At 38.6% G+C, this 17,922-nt stretch carries 13 protein-coding genes and 1 pseudogene; 13 read left to right on the forward strand and 1 reads right to left on the reverse strand.

The window, feature by feature from the left end; genetic code table 11:
• Positions 1-7: 7 nt before the first annotated feature.
• The 6 genes from carB to JCM9157_RS04240 are packed head-to-tail and all read left to right on the forward strand — an operon-like array spanning position 8 to position 6,926.
• Positions 8-3,199, forward strand: a complete 3,192-nt coding sequence (gene carB / locus JCM9157_RS04215) for a carbamoyl-phosphate synthase large subunit (protein WP_035662508.1) — start codon at positions 8-10, stop codon at positions 3,197-3,199.
• A gap of 15 nt (positions 3,200-3,214) precedes the next feature.
• Positions 3,215-3,994, forward strand: a complete 780-nt coding sequence (locus JCM9157_RS04220; RefSeq protein ID WP_035662511.1) for a dihydroorotate dehydrogenase electron transfer subunit — start codon at positions 3,215-3,217, stop codon at positions 3,992-3,994.
• Positions 3,991-4,920, forward strand: coding sequence for a dihydroorotate dehydrogenase (locus JCM9157_RS04225; RefSeq protein WP_035662514.1), 930 nt, complete (start codon positions 3,991-3,993; stop codon positions 4,918-4,920). The genes JCM9157_RS04220 and JCM9157_RS04225 overlap by 4 nt, the downstream gene beginning before the upstream one ends.
• A complete protein-coding gene (gene pyrF / locus JCM9157_RS04230; protein ID WP_035662517.1) occupies positions 4,902-5,615 on the forward strand; it encodes an orotidine-5'-phosphate decarboxylase in 714 nt (237 codons plus the stop codon). Before JCM9157_RS04225 ends, pyrF begins: the two co-directional genes overlap by 19 nt.
• Entirely contained in the window at positions 5,612-6,244 is a 633-nt protein-coding gene (gene pyrE / locus JCM9157_RS04235) for an orotate phosphoribosyltransferase (protein ID WP_035662519.1), read from the forward strand. Before pyrF ends, pyrE begins: the two co-directional genes overlap by 4 nt.
• A 22-nt stretch (positions 6,245-6,266) precedes the next feature.
• Complete coding sequence (locus JCM9157_RS04240; RefSeq protein ID WP_035662521.1) at positions 6,267-6,926, forward strand: class I SAM-dependent methyltransferase; 660 nt, start codon at positions 6,267-6,269, stop codon at positions 6,924-6,926.
• Positions 6,927-6,987: 61 nt separating this feature from the next.
• Here JCM9157_RS04240 and JCM9157_RS04245 read toward each other — a convergent pair whose 3' ends face one another.
• Complete coding sequence (locus JCM9157_RS04245) at positions 6,988-8,694, reverse strand: Rqc2 family fibronectin-binding protein (protein ID WP_035662524.1); 1,707 nt, start codon at positions 8,692-8,694, stop codon at positions 6,988-6,990.
• 177 nt (positions 8,695-8,871) lie between these two features.
• On the opposite strand from JCM9157_RS04245, the pseudogene JCM9157_RS04250 reads away from it, so the two are divergent.
• The 7 genes and pseudogenes from JCM9157_RS04250 to priA all read left to right on the forward strand — a co-directional run bounded on the left by JCM9157_RS04250 (position 8,872) and on the right by priA (position 17,594).
• Positions 8,872-11,576, forward strand: a pseudogene (locus JCM9157_RS04250) (calcium-translocating P-type ATPase, SERCA-type).
• Between the two features lie 168 nt (positions 11,577-11,744).
• Complete coding sequence (locus JCM9157_RS04255; RefSeq protein ID WP_035662527.1) at positions 11,745-12,623, forward strand: YicC/YloC family endoribonuclease; 879 nt, start codon at positions 11,745-11,747, stop codon at positions 12,621-12,623.
• A gap of 95 nt (positions 12,624-12,718) precedes the next feature.
• Positions 12,719-12,979 (forward strand): extracellular matrix/biofilm regulator RemA, encoded by a 261-nt coding sequence (remA, locus tag JCM9157_RS04260; RefSeq protein ID WP_035662529.1) that lies wholly within the window; start codon positions 12,719-12,721, stop codon positions 12,977-12,979.
• A gap of 48 nt (positions 12,980-13,027) precedes the next feature.
• Positions 13,028-13,642 carry a guanylate kinase gene (gmk, locus tag JCM9157_RS04265; RefSeq protein ID WP_035662532.1) on the forward strand — a complete coding sequence of 205 codons (615 nt, stop codon included), beginning with the start codon at positions 13,028-13,030 and terminating at the stop codon, positions 13,640-13,642.
• Positions 13,642-13,863 (forward strand): DNA-directed RNA polymerase subunit omega, encoded by a 222-nt coding sequence (gene rpoZ / locus JCM9157_RS04270; RefSeq protein ID WP_035662535.1) that lies wholly within the window; start codon positions 13,642-13,644, stop codon positions 13,861-13,863. The genes gmk and rpoZ overlap by 1 nt, the downstream gene beginning before the upstream one ends.
• Positions 13,864-13,989: 126 nt before the next feature.
• Positions 13,990-15,201 (forward strand): bifunctional phosphopantothenoylcysteine decarboxylase/phosphopantothenate--cysteine ligase CoaBC, encoded by a 1,212-nt coding sequence (gene coaBC / locus JCM9157_RS04275; protein WP_035662538.1) that lies wholly within the window; start codon positions 13,990-13,992, stop codon positions 15,199-15,201.
• Positions 15,198-17,594 carry a primosomal protein N' gene (gene priA, locus JCM9157_RS04280; RefSeq protein ID WP_235714787.1) on the forward strand — a complete coding sequence of 799 codons (2,397 nt, stop codon included), beginning with the start codon at positions 15,198-15,200 and terminating at the stop codon, positions 17,592-17,594. Before coaBC ends, priA begins: the two co-directional genes overlap by 4 nt.
• The last annotated feature ends 328 nt before the right edge of the window (positions 17,595-17,922 follow it).

Below are 17,922 nucleotides of genomic sequence, written 5' to 3' on the forward strand. Positions count from 1 at the left end.
GAATTTCATGGGTAGACGTAATGATATAAATAAAATATTAGTAATTGGGTCAGGTCCTATCATAATTGGACAAGCTGCTGAGTTTGATTACGCAGGAACACAAGCATGTCAAGCTCTTAAAGAAGAAGGATACGAGGTTATTTTAATTAACTCAAATCCTGCAACAATTATGACAGATACAACGATGGCTGATCGTGTTTACATTGAACCAATCACGCTTGATTTCGTAAGCCGTATTATCCGCAAAGAACGTCCAGATGGAATTGTCGCAACATTAGGTGGACAAACTGGACTAAATATGGCTATGGAACTTGAAGAAGCTGGGATTTTAGAAAGATATAATATTGAATTATTAGGTACAAATCTAGAAGCTATTAAGAAAGCGGAAGATCGTGATTTATTCCGTTCATTAATGAGAGATTTAGATCAGCCAGTCCCTGAAAGTGAAATTGTTCATACACTTCAAGAAGCGTATGATTTTGTACAAGTTATTGGTTATCCCATCATTGTTCGTCCTGCATATACGCTTGGAGGAACGGGTGGAGGAATTGTTCATAATGATGAACAGTTACGAGAAATCGTTACAAGCGGACTTAAGTATAGTCCGGTTACACAATGTTTAATTGAGAAAAGCATCGCCGGCTTTAAGGAAGTAGAATATGAAGTAATGCGTGATGCAAAAGATCAGGCAATTGTAGTATGTAACATGGAGAACTTTGATCCAGTAGGTGTTCATACGGGGGATTCAATTGTTGTTGCACCGAGTCAAACACTCACAGATCGTGACTATCAACGTTTAAGAAACGCATCATTAACGATCATTCGTGCATTAGGAATTGAAGGTGGTTGTAATGTTCAATTTGCTCACGATGCAAATAGTGATCAGTATTACATTATTGAAGTTAATCCACGTGTAAGTCGCTCTTCAGCGCTTGCTTCTAAAGCTACGGGCTATCCAATTGCGAAGATGGCTGCGAAGATTGCTGTAGGATACAGTCTAGATGAACTGATGAATCCAATCACAGGTAAAACATACGCAAGCTTTGAACCAGCGTTAGATTATGTTGTTTCAAAAATTCCACGTTGGCCGTTTGATAAGTTTGATGCAGCAAATCGTTCTCTTGGAACACAAATGAAAGCAACCGGTGAAGTTATGGCGATTGGTCGTAACTTAGAAGAATCATTACTAAAGGCAGTTCGTTCTTTAGAGGCTGGTTATGATCATATTTATGATGCGAAAATAGCTAAGCAAGAAACAGAGGTCCTTTTAGAAAGAATTCAAAAGGCTGATGACGAACGATTGTTTGAATTAGCGGAATTAATTCGACGTGGTGAATCCATTCAAACACTTTGTGATTTAACAAAAATTGATCGCTTTTTCATGCAGAAATTAGCTCGTATTGTTGCAATCGAAAATGAATTAATTAATGCACCAAATGATCTTGAGCTTCTTCAAAAAGCAAAAGAACGTGGATTTTCAGATATTGCGATTGCAAGATTTTGGAATCAAGAAGAACGTCAAGTTTGGGATCTTCGTAAAGAAAATGAAATTCGACCTGTTTATAAAATGGTTGATACATGTGCAGCAGAGTTTGAATCAGAAACACCTTACTTCTATGGAACTTATGAAGATGAGAATGAAGCCATTCAAACAGAAAAGAAAAGTATATTAGTTCTAGGGTCTGGTCCAATTCGTATCGGGCAAGGGATTGAATTTGATTATGCAACGGTGCATACCGTTTGGGCGATTAAAGAAGCCGGATATGAAGCCATTATCATTAATAACAATCCAGAAACTGTGTCTACAGACTTTAGTACTTCAGACAAACTATACTTCGAACCTTTAACGGTTGAGGATGTTATGCATGTCTATGAACAAGAGAAGCCAGAAGGTGTAATCGTACAATTTGGTGGACAAACAGCGATCAACCTTGCTGCTGACCTTGAATCGCGAGGTGTTCCTATAATTGGTACTTCATTAGAAAGTATGGACCTTGCAGAGGATCGTGATAAGTTTGAACAAAAACTTATTTCACTTGACATTCCTCAACCACTAGGTCGTACAGCTACTTCAGTAGAGGGAGCCATCGCGATCGCTAATGATATTGGTTATCCAGTACTTGTTCGTCCGTCTTATGTGCTAGGTGGCCGAGCAATGGAAATTGTATATAAAGAAGAAGAACTTTTAAATTATATGACAAATGCCGTTAATGTAAATCCAAAGCATCCAGTTTTAGTAGATCGTTACTTAACAGGTAAAGAGCTAGAAGTTGATGCAATATCAGATGGAGAGAATGTCTTTATCCCAGGTATTATGGAGCATATTGAACGTGCAGGAGTTCACTCAGGTGATTCAATTGCTGTTTATCCTCCGCAAACTGTTCCAGAAGATTTAAAACAAAAGTTAATTGATCGCACCATCTCAATTGCAAGAGGGTTAAAAATTATTGGATTACTTAACATTCAATTTGTTTGGCACAAAGATGAGGTGTATGTCCTAGAAGTAAATCCTCGTTCAAGCCGAACCGTACCTTTCTTAAGTAAAATTACAGGTGTTCCTATGGCAAATTTGGCTACAAAAGTCATGCTCGGTCAAACATTACCGCAGCTAGGATATGAAACAGGATATCAACCAGAAGCGAAAGAAGTATCTGTTAAAGTACCAGTATTCTCATTTGCTAAACTTCGCCGTGTCGATATCACGCTTGGGCCAGAGATGAAATCAACAGGAGAAGTGATGGGACGAGACACAACACTTGAGAAAGCACTTTATAAAGGCTTAATTGCATCTGGTATGAGTATTCCAACTCATGGTTCTGTGTTGTTTACTGTGGCTGATAAAGATAAGGAAGAGGCGTTAAGCTTAGTAGAACGTTTCCACGCACTTGGCTTTGATATTTTAGCAACGGCAGGTACAGCCAGCTTTATAAAAGATAAGAATATTCCAGTAACAGTTGTAAATAAAATTGGTGAGGAAAAACCACATTTACTTGATGTCATTCAACAAGGACAAGCTCAATTTGTTATAAACACATTAACACGTGGAAAGCAACCAGCTCGTGATGGATTCCGTATTCGTCGTGAAGCAGTAGAAAATGGCGTTGTATGCTTAACATCTATTGATACAGCAGAGGCTTTGTTAAGAGTACTTGAATCAATTACATTTTCTTCTGAGAGCATGCCACAAATGCAAATGTAGAGAGGCGGAGGGACTATGATTAAAAAAGATTGGCTAAAGATAAACCACCATGAAACCATTGCGGCGAATATTATGGAATTGAAATGTTCGGGACCCCTTGTAAAGCAAATGACACAACCTGGGCAGTTCTTACATTTACGAGTAGATACGTCAGATGATCTTTTGCTTAGAAGACCAATTAGTATTTGTGACGTTGATTTAGAGGAAGAAACTGTTACAATGCTCTACCGTGTCGAAGGAAAAGGAACTAAACGTCTTTCTTCAAAGCAAATCGGAGAGAAAATTGACGTTCTTGGCCCGTTAGGCAATGGGTTTCCATTAGAAGCTACTGAGCGAGGAGAAACAGCTCTCCTCGTTGGTGGTGGAATCGGTGTCCCTCCTCTCTACAATTTATCAAAGCAATTAAAAAAGCGCGGAGTTCATGTCATTCACGTGTTAGGGTTCCAAAGTAAAGAGAATGTTTTTTATGAAAAAGAATTCTTGGAACTCGGTGAGACATATGTAGTTACAGTAGATGGGACATACGGAGAAAAAGGATTTGTGACGGATGTCATAAAGGAAAAGCATCTTTCTTTTGACACGATGTATACATGTGGTCCTACTCCGATGCTCTCAGCGCTACAAAATGCTTATAGTGATAGACGTTTGTTTTTATCTCTTGAAGAACGAATGGGATGTGGAGTTGGAGCGTGCTTTGCCTGTGTCTGCCACGTAGTGGGAGATGAAACAGGAACGAAATACCGTAAAGTCTGTACGGATGGTCCAGTCTTTCCGGTTGGGGAGGTTGTACTATGAGTAGGTTAAATGTTGAATTACCAGGACTTTCAATGAGAAACCCGATTATGCCTGCATCCGGATGTTTTGGGTTTGGTAAAGAGTACGCAAATTATTATGATCTTGAATTACTTGGAGCAATTGCGATTAAAGCAACGACGGCAGAAGCGCGTTTTGGCAATCCTACGCCTCGAGTAGCAGAAACTACAGCTGGAATGTTAAATGCAATTGGTTTGCAAAACCCAGGGCTTGAAGGGGTTATGACAAATGAATTACCTTGGTTAGAAAAATTTGATGTACCTATCGTTGCGAATGTAGCTGGAACAGAAATTGCAGATTATGTTGAGACAACTGCTAAACTCTCTAAAATAAAAAATGTTCATGCGATTGAGTTAAACATTTCATGTCCTAACGTGAAGAAAGGTGGAATTACGTTTGGGACGGTACCTGAGATAGCTGCGGAGTTAACAAAAGAAGTAAAAAATGTTTCTGCTGTACCAGTCTATGTAAAGCTTTCACCAAACGTAGCAGATATCGTAGAGATCGCAAAAGCAGTTGAGAGAGCTGGAGCGGACGGACTATCTATGATCAATACCTTACTGGGGATGAAGATAGATTTACGCAGAAGGAAGCCGATTCTATCTAACGGTTATGGTGGTTTATCGGGTCCTGCTATCAAACCTGTAGCGATACGTATGATTCATCAAGTTAGCCAGGTAGTAGATATCCCAATCATTGGAATGGGTGGGATTCAAACGGCTGAAGATGTAGTCGAATTTATGCTTGCAGGGGCAAGTGCTGTTGCAGTAGGTACGGCCAACTTTACTGATCCTTATGTGTGCCCAACCATTATTGAAGAATTACCGAGCCTCCTAGATGAACTTGGGGTTGAGCATATAACTGATCTTATTGGAGGGAGCTATAAAACATGCAACGTCCATTCATAATTGCTCTTGATTTAGATAATAAAGAAAAGCGCTTGGAGTTATTAACTCAATTCAAGAATGAATCGTTATTTGTTAAAGTAGGGATGGAATTATTCTATCGTGAAGGAAGACAAGTTATTGAAGAGCTTAAAGCAGAAGGTCATCAAATTTTTCTAGACTTAAAGTTACATGATATTCCCAATACAGTTGGGCGATCCATGAAAGAGTTAGCTAGCTTAAATATAGATATTGTAAATGTTCATGCTGCTGGCGGAAAACGAATGATGACAGCAGCCAGAGAAGGACTTGAGCAAGGAACAGCCGCTGGGCAAAAGCGCCCATTATTAATTGCAGTAACGCAATTAACGAGTACAGATGAGGAAACGATGCGTAGTGAATTACTGATTGAACGACCGCTAAATGAAGTGGTCCAATCTTATGCTTCATTTGCACTGGACAGTGGAGTAGACGGGGTTGTTTGCTCTGCCAAAGAAGTTCCGCTTATCCACGAGGCGTGCGGTACTCACTTTTACACAGTATGTCCTGGAATTCGCAGACCTGAAGATGAGGTAGGAGATCAGAAACGAATTGTAACACCAGGGCAAGCAAGAGAACTAGGATGTTATGGAATCGTTGTTGGAAGAAGCATTACAAATGCTGACCAACCTGTTGAAGTTTATCAAGCAATGAAACAAGAGTGGGAGGGTTTAAAATGAAACAAGAAATTGCAAATCATTTATTAGATATTGGTGCTGTGCATTTAAGACCAACCGAGCCGTTTACATGGACTTCTGGTATTAAATCACCCATTTATTGTGATAATCGCTTAACTCTATCATATCCTCATGTGAGAAAAGATATAATTGCTGGATTTGTTGAGCTAGTTAAAGATATGGAAGTAGATGTGATTGCAGGAACAGCTACAGCTGGAATTCCTCATGCCGCGCTACTAGCAGATGCCCTAGATTTACCAATGAGCTATGTAAGAGGTAGTGCAAAAGGTCATGGGAAACAAAATCAAATTGAAGGTAAAATTGAAAAAGGTCAAAAAGTTGTCTTAGTTGAAGACCTAATATCGACAGGTGGAAGTGTTATTCAAGCTGCAGAGGCTCTTAGAGCTGTTGGCGCTGAAGTGGTTGCTGTCGTTGCTATCTTTACATACGAATTTCCAAAAGCGTATGATGCATTTAATGAGGCTAACTTAAAAGCTCATGTTTTAACATCTTATTCTACACTTCTTGAAGTTGCCAATAATAAAGGGACAATTACAGAAGAACAAGCAGAACGTTTAAACCAATGGCGTAAAAACCCATCAAATGAAGCATGGATGACGGAACAAGTGTAATTCCGATGAGGAGGGTTGTCGGATGAGGAAAATGAGTGGGACCGATTTTGATGATCTTGTTGATTTCTTTGATAGAATGGCACAGACCAAGTGGCTAGGTGCTATCCATGATCAGTTAAAAGCTTTATCAGGACAATGGCAAGATAAAATCATACTTGATATTGGTTGTGGAACGGGGCGTTTATTAGAGAGAGGATTGGATGAAGCTCAAGAACTCATCGGTATTGATCTTTCTGCTGAAATGGTGGAAAAAAGTCGTACTGTAGTCTCAAATGGAAAATCGACTACGAAAAGCCAATTTCAAACAGGCGATGCTTACTCATTACCTATTGGAAATCAAACGGTTGATGTTGCTCTATCGACCTGCGTGATGTTCTTACTACCGGAGCCAGCAAAGGGTCTCGCTGAAATGACGAGAGTTCTGAAGAATGGTGGGACTGTTGCCATGCTAAACCCATCAACTAAAATGAATCCTAAGGCAGCGGAACAGTATGCTGAACAGAATAACATGACAGGGTTTGAACGTGAATCATTATTGATGTGGTCAAATGTCTCTACTAAGAGACACCGTTACTCTAACAAAGAGCTGACGGAGTTGCTAACTGGACTAAAAATGATTCGAGTAATCCATACACCTGTATTAAATCAAATGGCAACAATTACAGTTGCAAAGAAGATTTAATTTAAAATATTAAAAATAGGGATAGGCAAAGGGAATTCCCCTTCCTATCCCTAAATACGTTCTATTGACGTAATGTACGGACAAGCTCTTCATCGGGAGTGACAAAAACGGTTGTTTGTTGTTCGTAAATCACGAAGCCTGGTTTAGCACCATTAGGTTTTTTTACGTGTCTAATTTTCGTATAATCAACAGGAACTGAACTAGATTGTTTGGCCTTACTGAAAAATGCAGCTACAGTTGCAGCTTCAATGATCGTTTGGTCATCTGGATCTGTACTGCGAATGACAACATGAGAACCAGGAATGTCCTTTGTATGTAGCCAAATTTCATCTTGCCTTGCGAATTTGTTTGTTACATATTCATTTTGCTTATTATTTTTGCCGACAAAAAAGTCTGTTCCGGTTGTTGAACGGTATTGTTCGATTTGCGGTTTTACCTCTTTCTTTTTCTTTTGTTGTTTTTGCCTTCTTCTTATATAACCTTCTTCAATTAATTCTTCTCTAATTTCTTCGATATCTTTCGGGGCTGCACTTTCCATTTGTTGAATAAGCTGATCAAAGTATAGGACTTCTTGCTCTGTTTTGGCAATTTGATCCTCAACAACTGCAACTGAGTTTTTAGCTTTCGTATACCTTTTAAAGTAAGCTTGAGCATTATCGGAAGGTGTTTTTTGTGGATCAAGTTCAATCGTAATCATGGCTCCATTTTCATCGTAATAGTCAATGACTTCTACATGTTTATCTCCACGTTTAACGGTATGTAGATTGGCTGTTAACAGCTCACCGAGTTTTTGATATTCCTTAGCTTGTTCAGCTTGGACTAATGTTCGTTCTAGTTTTTTAATCTTTTTTTTATTTTTCTGCCACTCGTTACGCAGAAAACGTTCTAGGTCATGTGCTTGTTGTTTTACCCGGTCACGTTCAGCTTTACCATAATAGAACCGGTCGAGAAGAGAACTAACAGAATCAAATAATTTCCGTTCGCCATTGAGATGCTGTAAATGAAAAATAGAGAAAGATTCTTTTCCGTTTATCACAAGTTCAGGTTCGTACTGATGATTTTTCAATTGAGTGATTACGGCTAAGAAACTTTCGGGTAAGGTTGAACGGTTAACAATCGTTCCAGCTCTATACATGATTTCTTTGGCAACTAAAGGAGAAAGACCTGCAACTTGCTCAACCAATTGTTTATCTATTTTGCCTGCATTAAAGTCAATTCTCTTTAACAATCCTTCTGCATCTAAATCAAATGGATTAGCTTTATGTTGCTCTGGTGGTAGTTTATAAGGGTGTCCTGGTAAAACGGTTCTGTAGCTGCTTTGTGCGACACTCACATGTTTAATACTGTCTAAAATCACGCCTGTTTCTCTATCAACTAACGTGATATTACTATGTCTACCCATTATCTCTACATAAAGTAATTTAAATGTCTCGTCACCGAGTTCGTCTTTATTTTTTACGTGAAAGATGATTACGCGCTCCATATTTAATTGCTCAATTTTTTCGATAATACTTCCTTCTAAATGTTTGCGAAGTAGCATACAAAACATTGGTGGTACGGAAGGATTGTCATATTTCTCGTTTGTTAAATGAATTCGTGCAAAGTTAGCATTTGCCGAGAGAAGTAATTGATGATTCTTTCCTTGGGATCGAACCGTAAAAATAAGTTCAGTTTTATATGGTTGATATATTTTAGAAATTCGTCCTGACGTTAACAACGTTGCAAGTTCGTGTGTCATCGCCCTTGTCATAAATCCATCAAATGACATGGCATATTCATCCCTTTCATTTTGAGGTGGATTTAAATTTAAACGTTAACACCACCTCTAAATAATTGCTCTCTAGAGTATAGCATGTTTTTCTACTTCACTGAATATGATGGCTTGTATAAAGGAGAGGATAAGCCTTCTCATTAAAACATTGAAGATCATGTGGGGTGTGTCGAGATGAATTGGTATAAATTAAAGGAAGAAGAAGTAACTTCATCCGTCGGTACAAGTATAGAAAGGGGTCTTTCGGAAAAAGAAGTAGAGAAGCGCTTAAAACGTTATGGGTATAACAAGCTCGATGAAGGAAAAAAACCATCTGCTTTATTTGTCTTTCTTGGACAATTTAAAGATTTTATGGTGCTTGTACTATTAGCGGCTACCTTTATCTCGGGGGTACTCGGCGATACATAGATGCCATTACGATTATGATTATTGTTCTTTTAAACGGAATACTCGGTTTTGTTCAAGAAAGAAAAGCAGAGAAATCACTAGATGCATTAAAAGAACTATCTGCCCCACAAATGCAAGTACTTCGAAATGGCACGTGGAAAAAAGTCTTATCTGCTCAAATTGTTCCAGGTGACATTGTGAAAGTTCAAAGTGGGGATCGAATTGGGGCTGATATTAGACTATTAAACACGAGTGGACTTCAGATTGATGAATCTTCTTTAACGGGAGAATCTGTTCCTGTTCAAAAAAAGCATCAATCTATTATAGGTGTTGAAGTAGAGTTAGGAGATCAATCCAATATGGCTTTTATGGGGACTCTCGTTACTCAAGGAAACGCTATAGGGGTTGTCATTGGTACAGGGATGAAAACAGAGATGGGGAAAATTGCACACCTTCTTCAATCTACAACTTCTTTAGTTACCCCACTTCAACGTCGACTTGAGCAGTTAGGAAAAATTTTGATTACGGTTGCTTTATTGCTTACTGCCCTTGTTGTTGTTATCGGTGTGTTACAAGGTCATGATGTGTATACAATGATTTTATCTGGGGTTTCACTTGCTGTAGCTGCGATACCAGAAGGGCTACCTGCCATTGTAACAGTTGCCCTAGCTCTCGGTGTTCAACGGATGATCAAGCGAAAGGCCATTGTGAGAAAGCTCCCGGCCGTTGAAACGCTAGGGTGTGCTTCTGTTATTTGTTCAGATAAAACAGGAACACTTACTCAAAATAAAATGACAGTTACACATGCGTGGAGTGGTGGTGAACAGTGGAATATTACTGGTGATGGATATACACCTACAGGCACATTTCTAAAGAATGGCAAGGAAATAGATCCTACGAACGAACGGAAGCTTCAGCAACTATTAAGTTTTGGATGGCTTTGTAACAATGCATCCTTACTAGAGAAAACAGTGAAGCAAGGAATGCTGCGTAAACAGGTTAAAGACTATGTAATGGACGGAGACCCGACTGAAGGTGCTCTTGTTGTAGCAGCAATGAAGGCTGGTTACTCTAAAAAAGGCTTAGATCAACATTATAAAAGAGTGGTTGAATTCCCTTTTGATTCGGCGAGAAAGATGATGTCAGTTATCGTCAAAGATCAAAAAGGACGCTCTTTTGTTATTACAAAAGGAGCACCCGATGTTGTGTTAGGCCAATGTACAAAAATTGTATATGGTGACAACGAAGAAGTGTTAACTTCAAAAAGAAAATCAGAAGTAGAAACAGTAATCGAAAATTTAGCTAGTGGTGCGTTGCGAACAATAGCTATTGCATACCGCCAGATTGGTACCAATGAAACTTGCAAACAGTCTTTTGAAGCAGAACGTGGTCTTACTCTAATAGGATTAGAAGGTATGATTGACCCACCAAGACCTGAAGTGAAAGATTCCATTAATGAATGCCGTCAAGCTGGTATTAAAACAGTTATGATTACCGGGGATCACAAAATTACCGCAGCTGCCATTGCCAGCCAATTAGGAATCTTGTCGGCAAAAGGCAAAGTACTAGATGGTCAGGCTTTGTCCAAAATGAGTGTAGCTGATTTAGAAGAAGTAGTTGATGATGTTGATGTTTATGCTCGTGTTTCTCCTGAACACAAATTAAAAATTGTAAAAGCGCTTCAGGCAAAAGGACATATTGTTGCAATGACAGGTGATGGTGTGAATGATGCACCAGCCATTAAAGCGGCGAATATTGGTATCGCAATGGGGATAACTGGAACAGATGTGGCCAAAGAAGCTTCATCCCTTATTTTAAGTGACGATAACTTTTCAACGATTAAAGCAGCTATTAAAGAAGGTAGAAACATTTATGAAAATATTCGTAAGTTCATCCGCTACATGATGGCTTCAAATGTGGGAGAGATTTTAGTCATGTTATTTGCGATGATGCTTGGCATGCCGCTTCCGTTAGTTGCTATTCAGATTTTATGGATCAACTTGGTGACAGATGGTTTACCAGCAATGGCACTTGGAATGGATCAGGCAGAAGGCGATGTGATGAAAAGGGCTCCGCGAAATCCGAATGAAGGGGTTTTTGCTAGGGGATTAACATGGAAAATCTTAAGCCGTGGCTTTATGATTGGGGTCGTTACATTAGTTGCATTTTGGATGACATTACAAGTGAATCCAGACGATTTAACAAGAGCACAGACAGTAGCTTTTGTCACTCTTGTCATGGCACAATTAATTCATGTGTTTGATTGTCGAAGTGAGTATTCTGTATATCACAGAAATCCATTTGAAAATAAATATTTAGTCGGAGCAGTAGCACTTTCAACGTTGTTAATGATTGCAGTCATCTATTACCCTCCTCTACAAACTGTATTTCATACAGTCGCTCTAACAGGCCGTGAGTGGTTACTTGTTCTTGCCATGGCTTCGATTCCAACTGTGGTTTTAGGAGGTTTTCAATTAATAAAAAGAAAATAAAAAAAGTGAAGGTCAATTAAAAGCTTATCCATCAAATCTGGTTTCGTGGGAAAACAAATTTGGGCGATTTCTTTATAATTGATCTTTTTTTAAGACTTTTCTGTGAGTTTGAGTATTACTTGTTGTAGCTGTCGCTTTTCGGTAAAATAATGGTTGGATGTGATAAAAATGAAAAGTATGACAGGCTATGGAGTTACGATTGTTAAGGGAATCTTTGGAGAATTGACGATAGAAATGAAAGCTGTTAATCATCGTTTTTTTGACAGCTATTTTAAATTACCTCATTCTCTTTTAACAATTGAGGACCGACTAAGGCAAGAAATGAAAAAGCATATTTCACGTGGGAAAATTGATGTTAGCTTTCATTTTAATGACGAAGCCGATAAGAAGAAAGTTTTGCAGTTAGATGAAAATTTACTTGATCAATACATATCTGCAGCAAAAGTGATTGAATCAAAATTAAAACAGGAAACAAAGGTAGATCTCACTCGTTTACTTACAGATCAAAAAATTGTCTCTGTTGAAGAAGTAAATGAGGAATTTCAAATTGACGAGGAAGAAATTTTAGCAGGTTTCAATCAAGCTCTTCAATCATTTAATCAAATGAGAGAAAACGAAGGCCGTTTTTTGTTATTAGATATGAGAAAACGGTTAGACCAACTTTTGCAGTGTTGCAAGGAGGTTGAAAAATTAGCTCCAGGCCTAGTTGAGCGTTATCGAGAAAGAATGGAGACACGTATTCAAGCTTTTTTGACAGGTGAGTTAGAGATTGATGAGGCTAGACTTCTAACTGAAATTGCTATTTTTGCTGAGAAAGTTGATATAAGTGAGGAGCTTGTTCGGTTACAAGCACACATAAGTCAATATGAACTTTATTTAAAGATGGCTGAGCCAATAGGAAGACGTTTAGACTTTTTAATTCAAGAAATGAATCGTGAAGTTAACACAATAGGTTCGAAAGCAGCTGATACATCTGTCCGGCAACATGTTGTTGAAATGAAAGGAATGTTAGAAAAATTAAAAGAACAAGTACAAAATGTTGAATAGTAACTAGAAATCGAACGGAGTTTCGTATATAGTTAGATTAGTTTGGATAACAATGTTGAGAGTGTTGCTGCTCTCCTAATGTGGGGGTAAAGGATATGAACATTAAATTGATTAACATCGGATTTGGAAATATTGTATCAGCTAACCGAATTATTTCCATTGTAAGTCCAGAGTCAGCACCTATTAAACGAATTATTCAAGATGCTCGTGATCGTAACATGTTAATTGATGCTACGTACGGTAGAAGAACGCGCGCGGTTATTATTGCAGATAGCGATCATGTTATACTAAGTGCAGTTCAACCAGAAACGGTAGCGCAACGTTTAACTAGTAAAGATGAAAATGGAGAAGACTAGTATAAAACGTGTACATAGTAAGAATGGATGAGTGTGTAGGAGGTTTCCATGAAGAAAGAAAAAGGTCTACTTATTGTTTTATCGGGGCCAGCAGGGGTTGGAAAAGGAACAGTTTGTGCAGCATTACGAGAAGAGAATACTTCCGTACAATACTCGGTTTCTGCCACGACTCGTTCTCCTAGAGCAGGAGAACAAAACGGTGTGAATTATTTCTTTAAAACGAGAGAACAATTTGAAAAAATGATCGAACAAGATCAATTATTAGAATGGGCAGAGTATGTAGGGAATTATTACGGAACTCCCATTGAATATGTAAGAGAGACGCTAGAAAGCGGGCAAGATATTATACTAGAAATTGAAGTGCAAGGGGCCTTGAAGGTAAGAGAGAGATTCCCTGAAGGGGTATTTATTTTCTTAATGCCTCCAAGTTTGGCTGAACTTAGAAGCCGTATTGTTGGACGAGGAACGGAAACGGAAGATATCATTAATAAAAGAATGACTGTTGCTCGTGAAGAAATTGAAATGATGAAAAAGTATGACTATGTTGTTGAGAATGATGAAGTTCATTTGGCGGTAAATCGTATCAAGGCGATTGTAACAGCTGAACATTGTAAACGTGAACGCTTAATTGAAAAATACAAACAACTTGTGGAGGTTGAATAATGTTATATCCTTCTATTGACTCGCTTTTAACCAAATTAGATTCTAAATACACACTAGTAACCGTTTCTGCAAAAAGGGCTCGTGAAATTAAAGAAGACCTTTCACGCGGACCAATGATATCTCGTCCGGTATCATATAAGCCTGTTGGGGTTGCTTTAGAAGAAATTATTGATGATCACTTGCATTTTAAGCGTATTAACCCACTAGACGACGAAGAATAAAAATAGGATCTGGTCTATAAGTAACTCTAGCGTTAAAAGGCAATAAGCAACGAGGGTCTGATGTTCGAGTCAGCCCTTTTTCTTTTATCATTTTTTGCGTTACATAAAGTATGTTGGAGGTGGAGTATGTTAAAAGGAAGAAATGTTGTACTAGCTGTTTGTGGGGGAATTGCAGCTTTTAAAGCGGCAGCGTTGGCTAGTAAGCTCATTCAAGCGGAAGCAAATGTAAAAGTAGTGATGACGAATTCAGCAAAGGAATTTGTTACCCCCTTAACGTTTCAAGCGCTTACCCGTCAACCTGTATACGATAACACCTTTGTTGAGCCAGATCCAGAAAAGATTGCTCATATTGATGTAGCTGATTGGGCAGATGTCATTCTTGTAGCGCCTGCTACCGCGAATGTAATTGCTAAATTGGCCAATGGAGTAGCAGACGATATGCTTACAACGACATTGTTGGCAACGAAAGCTCCTATATACTTGGCTCCAGCTATGAATGTCAACATGTACAACCATCCTGCTGTTATGCGTAATGTCGAAACGCTGAAAAAGGATGGTTTCCTTGTCGTGGATGGAGAAGAAGGTTTTCTTGCTTGTGGATGGACTGGAAAAGGAAGAATGGCAGAGCCAGAATTATTACTTTCTATTTTAAAAGAACATTTCGCACGCAAAACCGGTTGCCTTGCAGGAAAAAAAGTTCTCATAACAGCAGGACCTACTCAGGAAAAAATAGATCCAGTTCGTTATTTCACAAACCATTCTTCAGGTAAAATGGGATATGCTATAGCCGAAGCAGCAAAAGCGGAGGGAGCAGAAGTCGTGCTGGTCTCAGGACCAACATCGCTTCAAGTCCCAAATGGGGTTCACGTTGAAAAAGTAATTTCGGCCCAAGATATGTATGAAAAAGCGATTGAACACTTTCAAAAGGCAGATATTGTCATTAAAGCAGCAGCTGTTGCAGACTATCGACCGAGTGAGGTTTATACACAAAAAAGGAAAAAACAACCTGGTGATTGGTCTATAAAAATGGAAAGAACGATTGATATTTTAAAAACAATGGGTGAAAACAAAGGAAAACAATTGTTAGTAGGGTTTGCAGCTGAATCAGAATCAGTTGAGGAATACGCTAAGAAAAAACTTCAGTCAAAAAACTTGGATCTCATTGTCGCTAATAATATTACAGCAGAAGGCGCAGGCTTCAAAGGTGATACCAATATTATTATGACCATCACAAAAGATGGAGAGCAAAAAGAATACCCAATTCTGAGTAAAAGAGAAGCTGCGAACTGTATCCTTCAAGACATCGTTTCTTATATGAAAAGGCACGGAAAATTATGATTGCAAAAGTAATAGTAGATGTACCTAGTTCACAAACGGATCGTTCGTTTGACTACGCTATACCTGAACAATGGGTGGACATCATTCAAGAGGGGACCCGAGTTATTGTTCCATTCGGACCAAGAAAAATTCAAGGTTTTATAGTGGAGATCACTGAAGAGTCTGAATTTAAACAAGTTAAACCAATCTTAGAAGTATTAGACGTAATTCCAGTATTAACCGCAGAGTTAATAAGGCTCGGAGATTGGTTATCTAAGCAAACTCTCTCTTTTAAGTTATCTGCTTATCAGTTAATGATTCCAGCAGCTTTAAGGGCAAAAGTAACGAAGGAAATTCACTTGTTAACAGATTCAGTTCATTTACCCAAGATCATTCAACCATTATTCAAAATGGAAAACAGGATCACTTGGGGTGCATTAAACGAAAATAAATTAGTCTTAAAGGCTATACAAGAAGCAGCAAGAGAAGGTTTTCTCGAGATCGCTTATCTTGTTGAAGAAAAAGGCAAGAAAAAAACCGAGCGCTTTGTCCGAGTTTCAGGTAATAGACATCAGCTAGATGACATACCTGCTAGAGCTGGAAAACAAAAAGAACTATTAACTTACATAGAAGAAACTAAGCAACCATTAAAAGTAACTTCTTTGTTAGAAGAGACTCAGATGACTAGAGCTACTTTAACCACATTAATTAAAAAAGGCTATGTTGAAGAGTTTGAAAAAGAAGTATATCGTGATCCTCTTGGTGGAGTGGAATATGAGAAAACTGAACCGCTACAATTAACAGAGAAGCAATCAGAAGCAATTGCCCCGATTCTCGATTCTCTTAATCAAAACATGCACGATACTTTTTTATTACATGGTGTCACGGGTAGTGGAAAAACTGAAGTTTATTTACAAGCGATAGCAAAAGCTCTTTCTCAAGGGCGAGAAGCCATCGTATTAGTTCCTGAAATTTCTTTAACACCACAGATGGTACAGCGCTTTAAAGGGCGGTTCGGATCACAAGTTGCTGTTTTTCATTCAGGTTTATCTATGGGCGAAAAATATGACGAATGGCGAAAGATTAGAAGAAACGAAGTAAGGGTTGTTGTAGGGGCAAGATCAGCCATCTTTGCTCCATTTACAAATGTAGGAATTATAATTATTGATGAAGAACATGAGACAAGCTACAAGCAAGAAGAAAATCCACGGTATCATGCTAGGGACGTTGCGATTTGGCGTGGCAAGGAGCACCAATGTCCAGTTATTTTAGGTAGTGCAACACCTTCATTAGAATCATATGCGAGGGCTATTAAGGGAGTTTATCATCTATTACCATTAACGGAGCGAGTAAATAATAGAGCTATGCCAACGGTTAATGTTGTTGATATGCGTGAGGAATTGCGTCAAGGTAACAGATCAATGTTCTCAAATGTGTTACTCGAACAATTAAAAGACCGATTAACAAAAGGAGAACAAGCAGTCCTTTTTTTGAACAGAAGAGGGTATTCAACGTTTGTAATGTGTCGAGACTGCGGATATGTAGCAACCTGTGATCATTGTGATATCTCTCTCACTTACCACAGGACACAACATGCTTTAAAATGTCATTACTGCGGGCATGAAGAAAAAATGCCAGAAACATGTTCATCTTGTGGCAGCGACCACATTCGTTTCTTTGGTTCAGGGACACAAAAGGTTGAAGAAGAATTAACTAAAGTGTTACCTGAAGCTAGAGTAATTAGAATGGATATTGATACAACAAGACGAAAAGGATCGCATGAAAAACTTTTATCTGCTTTTGGTCGAGGGGAAGCTGACATATTACTTGGAACGCAAATGATTGCTAAAGGACTTGACTTTCCTAAAATTACATTAGTCGGTGTATTAGCAGCAGATTCTATGTTACACATCCCAGATTTTAGATCAGCTGAGCGTACGTTTCAATTGATGGAGCAAGTAAGTGGTCGAGCAGGGAGACATGATTTGGCAGGAGAGGTTATTATTCAATCTTACACCCCAGATCACTATAGCATCGAGCTTGTAAAAGCACATGATTATGAACGATTTTTTCAGATGGAAATGTCCCAACGAAAAGTAGGAGTCTACCCACCTTATGTATATATGGTACTATTAAACATTTCACATCCAGAATTAACACAAGTTATTCATGTATCAGAAAAAATAGTAACTTTTCTAAAACGAGAACTTTCTGAACAAACCGTAGTATTAGGCCCGGTTGCCTCACCACTCGCAAGGATAAAAGATAGATATCGCTATCAATGCATGATAAAATACAGAAACGAGTCGGGCCTAAGAAAAACCTTGTTAGAAATACAGCAACACTACATAAGAGAAATTAACCAAGGCCAACTCCAAATATCAATAGACATGCAACCTTATATGTTTACATAGCTTTTAAGTGAAAAAGGTTGAACTTTACCTTTTTCACTTAAAAGCGAGCGATGAGCGGAGCCGCTGCAAGCTCTTAAGTCTTCTCTGAGCGAACTTCTCAGAGAAGACGAGCAGCGAGAGAAGCCATCGCCTCCGCGTAAGCTCAAAACAAAATAAAAGGTTGAACTTTACCTTTTTCACTTAAAAGCGAGCGATGAGCGGAGCCGCTGCAAGCTCTTAAGTATTCTCTGAGCGAACTTCTTGAGAGAATACGAGCAGCGAGAGAAGCCATCGCCTCCGCGTAAGCTCAAAACAAAATAAAAGGTATAACTTTACCTTTTTCACTTAA

Source organism: Halalkalibacter akibai JCM 9157, from assembly GCF_000513135.1.
Lineage (GTDB): Bacteria > Bacillota > Bacilli > Bacillales > Bacillaceae_D > Halalkalibacter > Halalkalibacter akibai.

Bases quoted from the DNA above. Each gene is read 5' to 3' on its own strand.
- JCM9157_RS04240 (WP_035662521.1), top strand. From the start codon at position 6,267: ATGAGGAAAATGAGTGGGACCGATTTTGATGATCTTGTTGATTTCTTT.
- JCM9157_RS04245 (WP_035662524.1), bottom strand. From the start codon at position 8,694: ATGTCATTTGATGGATTTATGACAAGGGCGATGACACACGAACTTGCA.
- coaBC (WP_035662538.1), top strand. From the start codon at position 13,990: ATGTTAAAAGGAAGAAATGTTGTACTAGCTGTTTGTGGGGGAATTGCA.
- carB (WP_035662508.1), top strand. From the start codon at position 8: ATGGGTAGACGTAATGATATAAATAAAATATTAGTAATTGGGTCAGGT.
- pyrE (WP_035662519.1), top strand. From the start codon at position 5,612: ATGAAACAAGAAATTGCAAATCATTTATTAGATATTGGTGCTGTGCAT.
- pyrF (WP_035662517.1), top strand. From the start codon at position 4,902: ATGCAACGTCCATTCATAATTGCTCTTGATTTAGATAATAAAGAAAAG.
- JCM9157_RS04220 (WP_035662511.1), top strand. From the start codon at position 3,215: ATGATTAAAAAAGATTGGCTAAAGATAAACCACCATGAAACCATTGCG.
- priA (WP_235714787.1), top strand. From the start codon at position 15,198: ATGATTGCAAAAGTAATAGTAGATGTACCTAGTTCACAAACGGATCGT.
- JCM9157_RS04255 (WP_035662527.1), top strand. From the start codon at position 11,745: ATGAAAAGTATGACAGGCTATGGAGTTACGATTGTTAAGGGAATCTTT.
- rpoZ (WP_035662535.1), top strand. From the start codon at position 13,642: ATGTTATATCCTTCTATTGACTCGCTTTTAACCAAATTAGATTCTAAA.
- JCM9157_RS04225 (WP_035662514.1), top strand. From the start codon at position 3,991: ATGAGTAGGTTAAATGTTGAATTACCAGGACTTTCAATGAGAAACCCG.
- remA (WP_035662529.1), top strand. From the start codon at position 12,719: ATGAACATTAAATTGATTAACATCGGATTTGGAAATATTGTATCAGCT.
- gmk (WP_035662532.1), top strand. From the start codon at position 13,028: ATGAAGAAAGAAAAAGGTCTACTTATTGTTTTATCGGGGCCAGCAGGG.